We start from the raw sequence: 15,348 nt of genomic DNA on the forward strand, positions 1-15,348 counted from the left end.
CTCGGGCACAGGGGGCTCCTTCGTGAAGCGGGGGCTAGTCGTCGTGCTCGATGATAGTGGGGGCGTCCTGCGCCGCGGAAGCCCCGCCGAGCTCTCGCCGGCGCTGCGCCTCCAGGCGGTACTGCTCGCGGGCCACCGCTGGCTTGTACACGTTGCGCGAGCGGGCGTCGCGCTTCTCGCCCTGCCCGTTGCCGATCATCACGGCGACCCAGGGCAGCGGCACCGAGATGACGAACAACGCCCCCGCCAGCCACCAGTTGCCCAGGTACCACGCGAAGAAGATGGACAGCAGGATGAATGGCAACCGCAGCATCTGGATGACCATGTACACGCGCTCCCGGCTGCGCAGGTTCTGCTCGGGCGAGCGCGTGGCGTCGGTGATCAGCTCCCTGCGGCGCGGGCGCCACCAGCGGCGGCGGCGCGGAGCGGCCTCGGCCTCCACGTCGACCGCCGGGCCGTCGAAGTGCTCGCCTGCCGTGCTCATGTTCGACCACGGTAGTCCTACCCGGCCAGCCCGACCAGCACGGCTTAATTTCTCGCCCGAATTGGGGCATGATGGTGGGCGTGAATACGACGACGAAGACCCTTGAGCGCCCGGATTTGAGGGAGGACGCCTCGTCTACCACCGACGACGGCACCCCCAAGTTTTTCCATTACGTGAAGAAGGACCAGATCGTGGATTCCGCGATCTCGGGCAAGATGGTCGTCGCCCTGTGCGGGGAGACCTTCCCCGTGAAGAAGCAGGCCAAGCCGGGTTCGCCGGTGTGCCCCGACTGCGAGCGCATTTACAAGGGGCTGCGTCGTAAGTGACCCAGTCCGCCACCGGGCCTTCGCTGCGCAAATGGCAGCAGGAGGCCTTTGATTCGTTTATGGCCACCAAGCCGCGCGACTTCCTCGCCGTGGCGACCCCGGGCGCCGGCAAGACGACCTACGCGCTGACGCTGGCCAGCACGCTTGTCGACGACAAGACAGTGCAGCGCGTCATCGTCGTCGTCCCGACCGAGCACCTGAAACACCAGTGGTCCGAGTCCGCGAAGCGCTTCGGCCTGTCCCTGGACCCAAATTTCACGAACTCATCCGCGGTCAACGCGGCATACGACGGCATCGTGGTCACCTACGCCCAGGTGGGCATGCACCCCTTCAAGCACCGCGCCGTGGCCTCGGCCCGCCGCACGCTCGTCATCCTCGACGAGATCCACCACGCCGGCGACGCGAAGAGCTGGGGCGACGGCGTGCGCGAGGCCTACGATGACGCCGAGCACCGCCTCGCGCTGACCGGCACGCCGTTCCGCTCGGACGACTCGGCCATCCCCTTCGTGCGCTACGAGGAGGACGGCGACGGCCACCTGGTCAGCCAGTCCGACTACACCTACGGCTACTCGCACGCGCTTGCCGACGGCGTCGTCCGCCCCGTCGTCTTCCTCGCCTACTCCGGCGAGGCGCAGTGGAAGGACTCCGCGGGCGAGGAGTACTCCGCCCGCCTCGGCGAGCCCCTCAACGCAGAGCAGACGGCGCGGGCCTGGAAGACGGCTCTGGACCCGAAGGGCGACTGGATCGCCGCGGTGCTCCAGGCGGCCCACACGCGCCTACTGAAGCTGCGCGCCCACATCCCGGACGCCGGCGGGCTGGTCATCGCCACCGACACGACCACCGCCCGCGCCTACGCGAAGATCCTCTCGTCGATCAGCTCGACGCCCGTGACCGTCGTCCTCTCCGACGAGGCCGGGTCCTCGACGCGCATCGACGAATTCTCGGCCTCAACCACCGAGTGGATGGTGGCCGTGCGCATGGTCTCCGAGGGCGTCGACGTGCCCCGGCTCGCCGTGGGCGTCTACGCCACCTCGGCGTCGACCCCGCTGTTCTTCGCCCAGGCTATCGGCCGCTTCGTCCGCTCGCGGCGCCCGGGCGAGTCCGCCTCGGTGTTCCTGCCCTCCGTCCCGGTGCTTCTGCGCCTGGCCGAGGAGATGGAAGTCTCGCGCGACCACGTGCTGGGCAAGCCGCACCGCGAGTCCGGCTGGTCGGACGAGCTGCTGGAGCAGGCCAACCAGACACGCAACGAGCCCGACGAGCTCTCCGGCTACCAGTCCATCGGCGCGTCGGCGGAGCTCGACTCGCTCATCTTCGACGGCTCATCCTACGGAACGGCCACCGTCGCCGGCTCCGCCGAGGAGCAGGACTTCCTCGGCCTGCCCGGGCTTCTCGACGCCGAGCAGGTGAAGCTCCTGCTGCGCAAGCGCCAGGCGGACCAGCTGGACGCGCGCGACGCCGAGGCGAAGGCGCGCAAGGCCGCCGAGCGCGAGGCGCGCGAGCGGGCGGCCGTTCTGGGAACCACGATCACGCCGAAGCCCGCCCAGCCCGGCGGCAAGAGCGCCGTGGACGAGATCGCGGACCTGCGCCGCGAGCTGAACGCCCGCGTCTCCATCGTGGCGGGCAAGACGGGGCGCCCGCACGGGGCGATCCACACCGAGGTGCGCAAGGCGTGCGGTGGCCCGCCCACCGCCTTGTGCAGCGCCGAGCAGCTGCGCGACCGCATCGCCTACCTGCGGGACTGGTAGCGGCCGCGCCAGGTCACCCTGGGCTCGGCAAGCTCTCCCGCGGGAGGCGGTCCTCTGCCATAATGGGTAGCCACCTCGATCCAACGGAAGGAACAGCGACGAACTACACCGAGATCATGGAGTCCGAGCCCGCGCCGCTCGACGGGGCGGCAGTCGGCGCAGTCGAGCGCTTCTTCGGCGCTGCGTTGCCGGGCGACTACCGGGAGTTTCTCACCACGCACGGCGGCGGCCGTGTGCGCCTCGACCACGGCTACATCCTCGACGGGGACGGGGAGGTGGACCTCACCCTCGACAGCCTGTACGGCGGCGAGGAGAACGACATCGTCGCCCTCAACGAAGACATGGCGCTCGACTTCGAGCTCCCCGAGGCGACCATGGCGATCGGGGAGGGGCAGTCGGGCTTTCACGAGCTCTTCCTGCTCCACCGCGACGGCAGCGTGAGCATCTGGGAACCCGAGTACGCCGAGGACAACGACCCGCCCCGCATCCTCGCTGATAGCTTCTCGGGGTTCCTCGTACTGCTGGCGGCGGACCCGGGGGAGAGCTAAGGGCGCACGCACAAAGAAAAGGGCACCCACCGTGGGTGCCCCTTTTACGCGCCTTAATCCAGGTAGTCGCGCAGAACCTGGGAGCGCGAGGGGTGGCGCAGCTTCGACATGGTCTTGGACTCGATCTGGCGGATGCGCTCGCGGGTCACGCCGTAGACCTGGCCGATCTCGTCGAGGGTACGGGGCATGCCGTCGGTGAGGCCGAAGCGCAGGCGCACCACGCCGGCCTCGCGTTCGGACAGCGTGTGGAGGACGTCCTGGAGCTGGTCCTGCAGCAGGGTGAAGGAGACGGCGTCGACGGCGACGACAGCCTCGGAGTCCTCGATGAAGTCGCCGAGCTGACTGTCGCCCTCGTCGCCGATGGTCTGGTCGAGGGAGATCGGCTCGCGGGCGTACTGCTGGATCTCGAGGACCTTCTCCTCGGTGATGTCCATCTCCTTCGCCAGCTCCTGCGGGGTGGGCTCGCGGCCCAGGTCCTGCAGGAGCTCGCGCTGAATGCGGCCGAGCTTGTTGATGACCTCCACCATGTGCACCGGAATGCGGATGGTTCGGGCCTGGTCGGCCATCGCGCGGGTGATTGCCTGGCGGATCCACCAGGTGGCGTAGGTGGAGAACTTGTAGCCCTTGGAGTAGTCGAACTTCTCCACGGCGCGGATGAGGCCGAGGTTGCCCTCCTGGATGAGGTCGAGGAAGGCCATGCCGCGACCGGTGTAGCGCTTGGCCAGCGAGACGACGAGGCGGAGGTTCGCCTCGAGCAGGTGGTTCTTGGCCTTGCGCCCGTCGCGGGCGACGGCGCGCAGGTCGCGCTTGACCGCGGGGGTGAGCTTGGCGTCCTTGTCGCCCTCGGCGGCGGCGCGCTCCATCTCGTCGAGACGGTGCTGCGCGTAGAGGCCGGCCTCGATGCGCTTGGCCAGGGAGACCTCCTGTTCGGCGTCGAGAAGCGCGACCTTGCCGATCTGCTTGAGGTAGGCGCGAACCGAGTCCGCGGAGGCGGTGAGCTGGGCGTCCTTGCGCGCCTGCCGCAGGGCGGCGGACTCCTCGATGTCCCAGACGGAGGAGCCCTCGTCCTCCTCCTCTTCCTCGTCCTCGTCGTCATCTTTCTCGAGGTCGCCGTCGATCTCCTCGTCGTCGGCGAGCTCGTCATCGAAGTCCCCGTCCTCCTCGTCGGTGAGCAGGGGGTCGTAGTCCTGGTCGGCGTCGTCGGTGAGGGTGAGCTCCTCTTCTTCTACGGCGCCCTCGGCGGAGGAGTGCTTGGCCGTGGCCTTCTTCGCCGCGGTCTTCTTCACCGTCTTCTTGGCGGCTTTGCGCGCGGTCTTCTTCGCCGTTTTCTTGGCGTTCTTCTTCACGGCCTTCTTGGCCGTCTTGCGGGCCGTCTTCTTGGCGGTTTTCTTGGTCGCCCGCGTTGCGCCGCCGCCCGCCGCACCGTTTACCTCGACGGTCGCCGAGCCGTCGACCGTGGTGTTGCCGGAAGTTTCGCTGGTTGCCACGTACGCCCTTTCGCCTTGTCGGTACTTGCGTTCCGCACTCTTAGACACCCCAGAGTACGCAAACGGGGTTGCATTTTCATGACCGACATGATTAACGGCCGCGGCGACGCTCCTATTCCGGGATTGCGTTACCGCGGGATGTATCTCAGTTCGTCGCACCACCGTACCCGAACCCGCGAGAGCGCAGGGCGTCGGGTCGGTCACGCTTCACGACGCCTACCTACGGCGCCACGTGCCTGGCCGCCGCCATCGCCGCGCCGACGATCCCGGCCCGGTTGCGCAGGCGGGCGGGGTGGACGGGCGTGGTGACGTCGAGAAGCGGGACCCACTTGTCCGCCTTGCGCGAGATTCCGCCGCCGACAATGAAGGCCGCGGGGTTGAACAGCCTCTCGTACTCGAGCAGGACGGTGCTGACGCGGCCCGCCCACTCCTCGTAGCTGAGCTCCTCGCGGTCCTTGACCGCCGAGGAGGCGATGTGCTCGGCCTCGCGGCCGTCGATGATCATGTGGCCGAGCTCCGTGTTGGCGAAGAGCTCGCCGTCGGCGAAGAAGGCGGAGCCGATGCCCGTGCCGAAGGTGAGGAAGATGACGGCGCCCTCCCGGGCGGCGGCCTCGCCGTGGGCGACCTCGGCCAGGCCGGCGGCGTCGGCGTCGTTGAGCACGGCGATCCCGCGGTCCCCGAGGTGGGCGAACAGCAGGTCGTGGCAGTTCGTCCCGACCCAGGACGGGTCGATGTTCGCCGCGGTCAGCGCGACCTGGTCCTTGATCACCGAGGGCAGGGTGACGCCGACGGGGCCGTTCCAGCCGGCCTCCTCGACGATCTGCGCGACCGTCGCCGCCACTGCCTCCGGGGTGGCTGGCTGGGGCGTGGCGATCTTGCGACGGTCACCGACGAACTCGCCGGTGGAGAGGTCCACCACGGCGCCCTTGATGCCGGATCCGCCCACGTCCACCCCGAACGCGCGGGAGTCTGTGCCGGACGGGGAGGAAGCTTCTGCCTGTGCCATGCGCGTAAGCATACAAAAGCTGCTCGCGGGTGGCCGGGCGAGCGAGGGTGCGCGTTACCAATGCGTGGGGCACCATGGGCCGCATGACGCCGAACGAACCGAAGAGCACCGAACCGACAGACCGCCCAAGCAACGCCGAGCTGCGGGACCTCTGCGTCCGCCTCGCGGAGGGGGCGGCGGAGCTGGTGGCCAGCCGCCGCGCCGCGCTGACCGAGGGCGGGCGAGCGATCGCCTCGCAGTCCAAGTCGAGCGAGGTCGACCCCGTCACGGAGGTGGACAAGGCTGCCGAGCGCCACATCGTAGAGCGCCTCGCCGCGCTGCGCCCCGGTGACGGCGTGCTCGGCGAGGAGGGCGCCAACCGGGCGTCCGCGACGGGGGTCGAGTGGATCGTCGACCCCATCGACGGCACCGTCAACTTCCTCTACGGCCTGCCCTCCTATGCGGTGTCGGTGGCCGCGGCCGTCGACGGCCGGCTCGTCGCGGGGGCGGTGCACAACGCCGCGACGGGGGAGAGCTACAGCGCCGCCGCGGGGCTGGGAGCCACGGTGCGGCGCGGCGGAACCACCAGCGCGATCGGCGCCTCGCGGGCCGCCGAGGTCTCCCGCGCGCTCGTGGCCACGGGTTTCTCCTACGATGCGGGGTGGAGGCGTCGCCAAGCGGACATGCTCTCCGCGGTCCTGCCCGAGGTGCGCGACATCCGGCGGATGGGCTCGGCGGCGCTCGACCTCTGCGCGGTCGCCGAGGGCAGGGTCGACGCCTACTACGAGCACGGCACCCACCCGTGGGACTGGGCCGCCGGCGCGGTCATCGCGAGTGAGGCGGGCGCCGCCGTCCACCACCCGGGCCTGCGCGACGAGGAGGCGCCCGGTGCCGTCGTCACCGCCGCCGCGCCCGGAATCGCCGCGGACCTCGCCGGCCTCCTCGACGCGGCGGGCGCGCTGAACCCGCTCGGCTAAACACTCGCCCGGGCGCGTCGAATACCCCTGTTCACCTGCGAAGATGACAGGGTGTGCACGATGCTTTACTATTCCGCTGAAAAGCGTACATAAGGGGCCGCTTTTCGCTGGTAGCGAGACGGTCATGAGGCACAAAGCACCAAGCTCTAAGGAGAGTCACGATGGCTACCGATTACGACGCCCCGCGTCGTCGCATGGAAGACGAGATCGAGACGGATTCACTCGAGGGTCTCAAGGCCGCGGAAGCTGCCGGTAGCAGCATGGACGACGACGGCGAGATCGTCGACTCCTTCGACATCCCCGCCCAGGACCTCTCCGGCGAGGAGCTCAACGTCACCGTCGTCCCGCGCCAGGAGGACGAGTTCACCTGCGCCTCCTGTTTCCTGGTGCAGAAGAACAACCGGTTGGCCTACACCGAGGACGACGGCAGCAAGATCTGCCTCGACTGCGAGTAGCGCTCCGCGGGCGATAGAAAAGGGGAGGGAGGCGAAAACCTCCCTCCCCTTTGTGGCGCCTTACTAACGGCGCTGCTTACCGGCGCTGCTTACCGACGCTGTTCCGGAACGAAGGCCTCCAGGAGCGCTTCCGGGTCCTTCGACGCGATGAGCCAGTAGGGGGTTGAGTCGTCCGGGTCGTCGAGCACGATGAGCGCGTGCTCCCTCACCCAGCCGTGCGAGACGAGGTACGCCGCGGGGTCGAGCTGCCTGCCCAGCGCGTTCTGGCGCGCCGACGCCGGGACAGACATCGAGCGGGCGACGACGGTTGAGGGGAGGTTCGCGTCGTCGACAAGCAGCCACCTCGTGCCGTCGGGCTCCATCTCCACCCGGATCTCGGTACGCGACAGCCACAGCAGGAACCATCCCACCAGGGCGCCGATGGCGACGAGGGGGATGACGAACCACCACACGTTGCGGTTCAGGGCGAACTGGCCCGAGAGCAGCAGGACGAGCCCCGCCCCGGCCAGCCACATGTACCACGGCGCCCACTGCCGCTCCCGGTAGAGTACCCGGGGGCCACCGGCGCCCGCCTCCGCGCCGACGGCCGCGCGGCTTCCATTCGTCCCAGCGTTGTCCATCACCCATCCAACTTTAGTTGAGGGGGCGCGCCGCAGGGCGATCACCGGCCGACTTGCGTGGGAAGCCGTGCCGTAGTGTGGTCTGGGTGAACAGCAACGACCCGGCGCCTGCCGCCACCCCCGCCCCGTCCGAGTTCTCCCCGGTGCGCATCAAGCGCCTGGACAAGGGCCTTCCGCTGCCGCGCCGCGCCCACGACGGCGACGCCGGCGCGGACCTCTACGCCGCCGAGAGCCTCACCCTCGCGCCCGGAGAGCGAGCGCTGGTGGGCACGGGCGTCGCGCTCGCCCTGCCGCTCGGCACGGTGGGGCTGATCCACCCGCGCTCGGGCCTCGCCGCGAAGCACGGGCTGAGCATCGTCAACACCCCCGGCACGGTCGACGCCCAATATCGCGGGGAGCTGAAGGTGTGCCTGCTCAACACCGACCGCAGCACGCCCATCGAGATCACCCGGGGCATGCGCATCGCCCAGCTCGTGGTGCAGAAGGTCGAGCTGGTCACCTTCCTCGAGGTCGACGAACTCGACGCCACGCAGCGCGGCGACGGCGGTTACGGCTCCACCGGCACCCACTGATCGCGCCCAGCGCTTCCCGACGCCCCGCGGCCCGCACGGGCCGATCCGGGCCGTTAGAGTCGGAGACGAGGACATCGGGATCCCCCCGGGCGCGCCGCGCGCCGGCGGTCCCGGACCAGCCCCGCGGCCCGCGGGCAGACGAAAGGTACATGAGCATGGCACTGTGGCCGTTTGGCAAGAACAAGGGCGCGGGTTCCCGCGCCGCGACCCCCGACACCCCTCCCGCGGAGCCCGCGGCGGACGAGGCGCGCCGCGCGGATGCCGACGCGACCGCCGCTGTGGAAGACGCTGCGGCGGCCCCGGCGGCGGCAGCCCCGGAGGTGGCGCAGGAGGACGCGCCGGCGGGTCCCGTCGTCATCGGTCACGACGCAGTCAACGGTCAATCGGGCCCATTCGACGGCGACGCGGTGCGCATCGAGGACTTCGACTTCAGCGATTTTTCCCAGGTCACCCTGAACCTGTCCTCCATGCGCATCCCGCTGCCGCGGGAGTCGCAGGTGCAGGTGGAGATGGGGGACACGGGCCCGAAGATGGTCCACATTGTCACCCGTCACGGCCGGGCTACCCCCGTCGCGTTCGCCTCCCCGCGGACAGGCGGGCTGTGGGAGAAGTCGTCCGAGGAGATCGCCGAGGGGATGCGCGCGGAGGGCATGCCCGTCTCCTTTGAGACCGGCCCGTGGGGCCGCGAGGTCGTGGGAACCGGCGCCAACGGAACGATCCGCATTATCGGCGTGGAGGGCCCGCGCTGGCTCTACCGCCTGACCCTCGCCGCGCCCGAGGGCAGGGAGGACGAGCTGACCAGCCTGGGCCGCGAAATCGTCGCGCGCAGCTTCGTCTACCGAGGCAGCGACCCCATCCTGGCCGGCAACTCCCTCCCTGTTGTGCTGCCGCAGCAGCTCGCGGCGCAGGTGCAGGAGGCCGTGCGCCAGCGCGGTGCCCAGCAGGCCGCGCAGCAGCGGGCCCAGCAGGGCCAGCAGCCGACCCCCGGCAACCCGAACGCGCTTGCCGACGCCCTGCAGGAGCTCATGGACACCCCCTCCGCCCAGAACGAAGACAAGCAGTGAGCGGGTCGGACGCCCCGCTGGAGAAGGGCGACACGCTCCAGCTGGACATCACCGCGATGGCCCACGGCGGCGAGGGCATCGGCCACGCCCCCGACGGCCGGGTCGTGTTCGTCTCCGGGGCGGTGCCGGGCGACCGCGTCGCGGCGACGGTGGTCAAGGCGAAGAAGAGGTGGGCGCGGGCCCAGCTCGCCGACGTCGTGGACGCCTCCCCGGACCGCGTCGAGCCCGCCTGCCCGGCGGCGGCCCGCGGTGCCGGGTGCTGCGACTACAGCCATATCGCCCCGGCCGCGCAGCTCGGCCTGAAGAGACAGGTCATGCTGGGCCAGCTCGGCGCGCACACCCGCAGCTCCGGGGTGCTGGAGGGGTTCGACCCGGCGGAGGAGATGACGCAGCGCGCCCTCGAGCCGGGTACCGGGTGGCGCACCCGCGCGCGCCTCGGCGTCGATTCCGCCGGGCGCGCCGGAACCCGCGCCGCCCGCTCGACCGAGCTCATCACCGACGCCCCCTGCGCGCAGGCGGCGCCCGGGCTCCTCGACGGGCTCGTCGGCGAGGGCGCGCGGCGCTTCACCCCGGGCGCGGAGGTCGTCGCGGTCCTCGACGGCGACGGCCGGCGCCACGTCGTGGAGACCACGCGGGCGCAGCGCGGCCGCCGCGTGGAGCGCATCGACACCGTCGTGGAGGGCGGGGGAGACGTCGTCGAGCACGTGCTCGGCCACGACTTCTCGTTCCCGGCCACCGCCTTCTGGCAGGCGCACGCCGCGGCCCCCGAGGCATACGCGGGGCTCGTCGAGAAGTGGGGCGCGGGCGACTACGAGCGCGCGGTGGGCTGGGACCTCTACGGCGGGGTGGGCGTGTTCGTTCCCTTCATCGCTGCGGCACTCGGCGGGGGCCGGGTGGAGACGGTCGACTACTCGCCGGCCGCCGCCGCGCGCCCGCAGGAGGGACTGCGCGACTTCGACCTCGGCCGCCACAACCGCAAGGTGGAGGCGGGGGCCGCGGACCTCGCCGCGCCCCGCCTCGTGGTGCTCGACCCGCCGCGCCCGGGGGCGGGCCAGGAGGTCATCGACGCCGTCGCGGCGGCCGCTCCCGAGCGCGTCATCCACGTCGGCTGCGACCCGGCGACCTTCGCCCGCGACCTGTCTTCGTGGGGGCAGCGGGGCTACCGCGTCCGCCGCATGGAGCTTATCGACGCCTTCCCCGGCACCCACCACTTCGAGACCGTCGCCCTGCTCCAACCCGCCCACTCCGGCCCCCGCGGCGCAGTCTCGGAGCGAGTGGGCGAAGTGTAAACTTGCTGAGACTAGCTCACGGGCGGCGCCGCAGCACGGTGGCGCCGCGCCGAGCGCACGCGGCCCCGGCCTGTCCCGGGCCGAGCCAGCCAATCGTCAAAGGAGTGCGGAAGTACTGTGGGACTGCTAGACACGATTGAGTCGCCGGCGGATCTGAAGGCGCTCAGCCTTCCCGAGCTGCGGGAGCTGGCGGACGAGATCCGGGTGCTGCTCATCGAGAAGGTGTCCGCCACCGGCGGCCACCTCGGCCCGAACCTGGGCGTTGTCGAGCTCACCATGGCCCTGCACTACGTCTTCGACTCCCCGGAGGAGCCGATCATCTTCGACACCTCCCACCAGTCCTACGTGCACAAGATCCTCACGGGCCGCGGCGCCCTCTTCGACACCCTGCGCCAGAAGGGCGGCCTGTCCGGCTACACCTGCCGCGCCGAGTCGGAGCACGACTGGACCGAATCCTCCCACGCCTCCGCGGCGCTGTCCTACGCTGACGGGCTGTCTAAGGCCAAACGCCTCGCGGGCCTCGGGCACCAGAACGTCGTGGCGGTGGTCGGCGACGGCGCCCTGACGGGCGGGATGTGCTGGGAGGCGCTGAACAACATCGCGGACGGCGACCGCAACGTGGTCATCGTGGTCAACGACAACGGCCGCTCCTACTCGCCGACGATCGGCGGGTTCGCCAACAACCTGACGCACCTGCGCAGCCAGCTGGCCGCCATCCGCATACAGCCCGGCTACGACGAGGTCATGGAGTCCGGCAAGCGGACCCTGAAGTCGATGGGGTGGGTCGGCGAGCGCACCTTCGAGGCCCTGCACGCGCTGAAGGAGGGCGTGAAGTACCAGGTCTTGCCCACCGAGATGTTCCCCGAGCTGGGCATGAAGTACGTCGGCCCGGTGGAGGGCCACGACCTCAAGGCCCTGACCAACGCCCTGAACTACGCGCACAACTACGACGGGCCGATCATCATCCACGTTGTGACCGAGAAGGGCCACGGCTTCGCCCCGGCTGTGAACAACCGCGCCGACCAGATGCACTCCACCGGTGTGATCGACCCGGTCACGGGCGAGGCGCTCACCGCCTCGGCCCCCGGCTGGACCTCGGTGTTCTCGGAGGAGCTCCTGCGCGCCGCGCACGAGCGCGACGACATCGTCGCCCTCACCGCCGCGATGGCCGGGCCGACGGGGCTCACGCCCTTCGCCGAGAAGTTCCCGGAGCGCTTCTTCGACGTCGGCATCGCCGAGCAGCACGCGGTGACCTCGGCCGCGGGCATGGCCCTCGGCGGGCTGCACCCCGTCGTGGCGATCTACTCCACCTTTCTCAACCGCGGCTTCGACCAGCTGCTCATGGACGTCGGCCTGATCGAACAGCCCGTCACGCTGGTCCTCGACCGCTCCGGCGTCACCGGCTCCGACGGGGCCAGCCACAACGGCGTGTGGGACCTGGCGCTGACGTCGATCGTCCCCGGCATCCGGGTGGCCGCGCCGCGCGACCCGGCCCGGTTGCGCGAGGAGTTCCGCGAGGCCATCGCCGTCGACGACGGGCCGACCGTCGTGCGCTTTCCCAAGGGCAGCGTGGGCGAGGACATCGACGCGCTCGAGAGGCTTCCCGGCGGCGTGGATGTGCTCGCCAGGCCCGCCGGAGAGGCGTCGGAAAGCGAGCTCGATGTGCTCATCGTGGCGGTGGGCAGCTTCGCGGAGCAGGCCGTGGAGGTCGCGCGGCGCAGCGAGGGCAGCGACGTGCGCGTGACGGTGGTCGACCCGCGCTGGGTCGTGCCCGTCAACCCCGAGCTCCTCGACCTCGCCGCGGCGGCGGACATGGTCGTCGTCTACGAGGACGGCGTGGTCCGCGGCGGCATCGGCTCCGCCCTCGGCGAGGCGATGTCCCTGGCCGGGCTGGACACGCCCCTGCGCCACCTCGCCTTCCCCGACGTGTTCCCGCCCCACGGCAGCCGCGGGCAGATCCTCGAGGAGTACGGCCTGGACGCGCAGTCGGCATTCGACTCCGTCCACCAGTGGGCGGGCGAGCTCGGCGACTAGCCCGCAGCTTCTTCCGTAGCGCGGCGCAGGGCGCCCGACACTGCCACAGCGGTGGCTTCGACCTGCCAGGGCCGCGCCCCGAGGCGGGCGAGCGCCGCCGCTGTCGCGTGGGTGTCCCACGACATCCCGGCCTCGCGCGAGGTTGCGTCCCAGACCAGGCGGCGCAGCATCGCGGGTTGCAGCAGGACCTCCGGGGCGACGCCGAGGGCGTCGGCGGCGCCGGCCACGGCGGCGCGGGCGGCGCTCAGCGCCTCCCAGGACTCGGGGTGGTGGCGCTCCCAGGCGGACTTGCCCGGCACCTCGCCGCTGCGGCGTTCGGGGGATGGCCACGTGGACGGGGCGTCATCGAGGGCGCGGCGGATCACCGCCGACCACCTCTCGGCCGCGCCGCGGCGGCGCCGGGGGAAGCCCTTGGTCCGGGCCGTCTCCGCAAGAGTGAGCGGCCGCGCGCGGGCGAGGTCCACGAGCACCTTGTTCGGCAGGATCGCGTTCGGGGCGGTGTCGGTGGCGCGGCCCTCGGCGTCGCGCTCCGCCCACAGGGCGCGCGCCACCTGCAGCTCGGCCGGCGAGCGCAGCGAGGCCACGCCCTTCACATCCCGCCACGTCTTGCGCGCTGCGGTCGTGCTGCGGGGCAGGGCGGCCAGGTGCGCGAACTCCTGGGACGCCGCCGCGAGCAGCCCGCGCCCCTCCAGGTACTCCGCCTGCGCCTCGGCCAGTTCGTTGAGGTGCAGCACGTCCAGGGCTGCGTACTCCTGCCACTGCCACGGCAGGGGCGTGGTGGACCAGTCCTCGCGCCCGTGGCCCTTCTCCAGGGTCACGCCGACGAAGCGCTCAACCATGGCGGCGAGGTTGGGGCGGTCGAAACCGCCGAGGCGGCCCGCCAGCTCCGTGTCGAAGAGGGAGCCGGGGTAAAGGCCCAGCTCGGCGAGGCTCGGCAGGTCCTCCCCGGCGGCGTGGAGGATCCAGTCGGCCCCGCCGAGGACGGGCGCGAAGATCCGGCGCACCTCCTTGCGGTGGCCCTCCGGGGCGATGAGGAAGGTGCCCGCGCCACGGCGGTGCACCTGGACGAGGAACGCTCGGTCGTCGTAGCGGAACGTGGAGGCGCGCTCCGTGTCCAGGGCGAAGGGGCCGCGCCCGGCGTTCAGAGCGTCGGCGGCGCGTCGATAAGCGAGCGGCTCATCGACGAGTTCGAACTGCGGGCGGGAAGACACCCGTGCAGCCTAGCGCGTGCGCAGCTCGGCCACGTTCTCCGGGGGCAGCCCGGCGACGTGCGCGAGGACCTTGGAGAAGGCCTCCACGTGGCTGGCCAGGTCGATGCCCTCGGCGGTCCAGGAGGCGCGCATCTCCAGCTGGTAGGCGCGCGGCGGGCCGCCGATCTCGCCGAAGCGGACGGAAGCCGTCGAGGTGACGGTGCCGCCCAGGTTGGTGAATCCGGCGCCGGTCTCGGCGAGGGACTCGTTGAGCCACTGCCAGGCGACGTCGGGAAGCAGCGGGTCGGAGGCCACCGCGTCGTCCATGTCGGCCTGGATGTAGGCGACCAGGCGCATCGAGCCCTCCCACGCCTCCTCGGAGTCCGGGGAGTGCAGCAGGATGAGACGGCCGAAGGCGTCCCCCTCGGAGTCGGTGGGCACATGCGAGCCGTCACCGCCCCGGTCAACCTCGAGGCCCACGGCGTGGCTGAACGGCGCGGGGCGCTGCGGGGGCCGGATCTCACCCAGGGTGATCTCGGGGCGCAGCTTCGCGGCGTGCATGGACTCCGCGGCGGCCGTGAACTCGGCCGGGGTGGCCGGGCCAGTGCCGGCGGTCCCGGGAGCTGCGGAGGCGGCGGCGAGCCCGGGGTTCGGGGAGGAGGTGTCGGAGTTCGTCACGCCGTTCAAGGTATCCACCCGCCGGGAGGTTGCGGGGGAGGCGCGCCGTGGGCGCGGGGGTGCGACAGGGGCTCGCGGTGCGCCCGCCGGAGGCACAGAGGGGGTAGGGTGGTATCCGACTTTAGTTTGATACACCCGCGGAGGGTGAGAAAGGATGGGCCAGATGGCTGAGCAGGTCAACGCACACGGCGAGGTCGACTACGAGGCGCTGAACAAGGTGCAGCGCTACACCCAGTGGGTGACCTTCAAGGCGATCCCGGGTGCGCTCGGCTCCGAGCGCGGGGAGATCGTCGCCGAGGCGAAGCGCTTCTTCGACTCCCTCGCCGAGCGCGGGGAGGTTGTCATGCGCGGGATCTACGACGTCACGGGCACCCGTCGGGAGTCCGACTTCATGATCTGGTGGCACGCGGAGCGCTTCGAGCAGCTGCAGAAGGCGCTCGCCGACTTCCGCCGCGAGACCACGCTCGGCCAGCTGGTGGAGCTGGGGTGGATCGGCAACGGGCTGCACCGCCCGGCGGAGTTCAACAAGGCCCACCTGCCCGCGTTCATCATGGGGGAGGAGCCGCAGGAGTGGATCACGGTCTACCCGTTCGTGCGCTCCTACGACTGGTACATCCTCGAGCCGGAGGACCGCCGCCGCATCCTCGCCGAGCACGGCCGCGCCGCGGTGAACCACCCGGACGTGCGAGCCAACACGGTGGCCTCCTTCGCGCTGGGCGACTACGAGTGGATGCTCGCCTTCGAGGCCGCTGACCTTGCCCGCATCGAGGACCTGATGCACAAGATGCGCTACACGGAGGCTCGCCTCCACGTGCGCGAGGAGCTGCCGTTCCAGACGGGCCGCCGCGTCGCCGACATCGGCGAGATCGTCGCGATCCTGCCGTAGCGCGAGGC

The 15,348-nt window shown here is 71.0% G+C and carries 16 protein-coding genes; 10 read left to right on the forward strand and 6 right to left on the reverse strand.

The features are described 5' to 3' along the window. Nucleotides 1-34: 34 nt before the first annotated feature. Nucleotides 35-484 (reverse strand): DUF3099 domain-containing protein, encoded by a 450-nt coding sequence (locus tag DYZ02_RS00345; protein ID WP_115684492.1) that lies wholly within the window; start codon nucleotides 482-484, stop codon nucleotides 35-37. A gap of 68 nt (nucleotides 485-552) precedes the next feature. On the opposite strand from DYZ02_RS00345, the gene DYZ02_RS00350 reads away from it, so the two are divergent. The 3 genes from DYZ02_RS00350 (at nucleotide 553) to DYZ02_RS00360 (ending at nucleotide 3,103) form a co-directional block, all read left to right on the forward strand. Next, complete coding sequence (locus tag DYZ02_RS00350) at nucleotides 553-810, forward strand: DUF3039 domain-containing protein (protein WP_181896852.1); 258 nt, start codon at nucleotides 553-555, stop codon at nucleotides 808-810. Nucleotides 811-869: 59 nt separating this feature from the next. Beyond that, the gene (locus tag DYZ02_RS00355; protein WP_245945795.1) at nucleotides 870-2,555 is read left to right on the forward strand and encodes a DEAD/DEAH box helicase; all 1,686 of its coding nucleotides are present in this window, start codon (nucleotides 870-872) and stop codon (nucleotides 2,553-2,555) included. 62 nt (nucleotides 2,556-2,617) lie between these two features. Continuing rightward, nucleotides 2,618-3,103, forward strand: a complete 486-nt coding sequence (locus DYZ02_RS00360; protein ID WP_115684494.1) for an SMI1/KNR4 family protein — start codon at nucleotides 2,618-2,620, stop codon at nucleotides 3,101-3,103. Nucleotides 3,104-3,156: 53 nt separating this feature from the next. On the opposite strand, the gene DYZ02_RS00365 is transcribed toward DYZ02_RS00360, so the two are convergent. Together DYZ02_RS00365 and ppgK are read right to left on the reverse strand one after the other, a co-directional pair. Beyond that, nucleotides 3,157-4,749, reverse strand: coding sequence for an RNA polymerase sigma factor (locus tag DYZ02_RS00365; RefSeq protein WP_245945507.1), 1,593 nt, complete (start codon nucleotides 4,747-4,749; stop codon nucleotides 3,157-3,159). A gap of 61 nt (nucleotides 4,750-4,810) precedes the next feature. After that, nucleotides 4,811-5,596, reverse strand: coding sequence for a polyphosphate--glucose phosphotransferase (gene ppgK, locus DYZ02_RS00370; protein ID WP_181896853.1), 786 nt, complete (start codon nucleotides 5,594-5,596; stop codon nucleotides 4,811-4,813). A gap of 83 nt (nucleotides 5,597-5,679) precedes the next feature. Between ppgK and DYZ02_RS00375 the strand changes: the two genes are divergently transcribed. Beyond that, a complete protein-coding gene (locus tag DYZ02_RS00375) occupies nucleotides 5,680-6,552 on the forward strand; it encodes an inositol monophosphatase family protein (RefSeq protein ID WP_245945508.1) in 873 nt (290 codons plus the stop codon). Between the two features lie 161 nt (nucleotides 6,553-6,713). Next, nucleotides 6,714-7,007, forward strand: coding sequence for a DUF4193 domain-containing protein (locus DYZ02_RS00380; RefSeq protein WP_115684497.1), 294 nt, complete (start codon nucleotides 6,714-6,716; stop codon nucleotides 7,005-7,007). A gap of 89 nt (nucleotides 7,008-7,096) precedes the next feature. On the opposite strand, the gene DYZ02_RS00385 is transcribed toward DYZ02_RS00380, so the two are convergent. Next, nucleotides 7,097-7,627, reverse strand: coding sequence for a DUF3093 domain-containing protein (locus DYZ02_RS00385; protein WP_115684498.1), 531 nt, complete (start codon nucleotides 7,625-7,627; stop codon nucleotides 7,097-7,099). Between the two features lie 143 nt (nucleotides 7,628-7,770). Here DYZ02_RS00385 and dut point away from each other — a divergent pair, with 143 nt between their 5' ends. The 4 genes from dut (at nucleotide 7,771) to dxs (ending at nucleotide 12,586) form a co-directional block, all read left to right on the forward strand. Then, the gene (gene dut, locus DYZ02_RS00390; protein ID WP_115686295.1) at nucleotides 7,771-8,199 is read left to right on the forward strand and encodes a dUTP diphosphatase; all 429 of its coding nucleotides are present in this window, start codon (nucleotides 7,771-7,773) and stop codon (nucleotides 8,197-8,199) included. 155 nt (nucleotides 8,200-8,354) lie between these two features. Then, nucleotides 8,355-9,263, forward strand: a complete 909-nt coding sequence (locus DYZ02_RS00395) for a DUF3710 domain-containing protein (RefSeq protein WP_115684499.1) — start codon at nucleotides 8,355-8,357, stop codon at nucleotides 9,261-9,263. Then, nucleotides 9,260-10,552 carry a class I SAM-dependent RNA methyltransferase gene (locus DYZ02_RS00400; RefSeq protein ID WP_281268957.1) on the forward strand — a complete coding sequence of 431 codons (1,293 nt, stop codon included), beginning with the start codon at nucleotides 9,260-9,262 and terminating at the stop codon, nucleotides 10,550-10,552. Before DYZ02_RS00395 ends, DYZ02_RS00400 begins: the two co-directional genes overlap by 4 nt. Before the next feature lie 117 nt (nucleotides 10,553-10,669). Then, entirely contained in the window at nucleotides 10,670-12,586 is a 1,917-nt protein-coding gene (dxs, locus tag DYZ02_RS00405; protein ID WP_115684500.1) for a 1-deoxy-D-xylulose-5-phosphate synthase, read from the forward strand. Here the strand turns inward: dxs and DYZ02_RS00410 are convergent. Then, nucleotides 12,583-13,797, reverse strand: a complete 1,215-nt coding sequence (locus tag DYZ02_RS00410) for an HRDC domain-containing protein (protein WP_115684501.1) — start codon at nucleotides 13,795-13,797, stop codon at nucleotides 12,583-12,585. The two genes, dxs and DYZ02_RS00410, sit on opposite strands and share 4 nt — an antisense overlap. 9 nt (nucleotides 13,798-13,806) lie before the next feature. Then, nucleotides 13,807-14,454 carry a DUF3000 domain-containing protein gene (locus tag DYZ02_RS00415; protein ID WP_425450988.1) on the reverse strand — a complete coding sequence of 216 codons (648 nt, stop codon included), beginning with the start codon at nucleotides 14,452-14,454 and terminating at the stop codon, nucleotides 13,807-13,809. Nucleotides 14,455-14,617: 163 nt separating this feature from the next. On the opposite strand from DYZ02_RS00415, the gene hemQ reads away from it, so the two are divergent. After that, on the forward strand, nucleotides 14,618-15,340 hold the full coding sequence (gene hemQ / locus DYZ02_RS00420) for a hydrogen peroxide-dependent heme synthase (RefSeq protein WP_115684503.1): 723 nt from the start codon (nucleotides 14,618-14,620) through the stop codon (nucleotides 15,338-15,340). The last annotated feature ends 8 nt before the right edge of the window (nucleotides 15,341-15,348 follow it).

This window comes from Corynebacterium senegalense (genome assembly GCF_900411315.1).
GTDB lineage: Bacteria > Actinomycetota > Actinomycetes > Mycobacteriales > Mycobacteriaceae > Corynebacterium > Corynebacterium senegalense.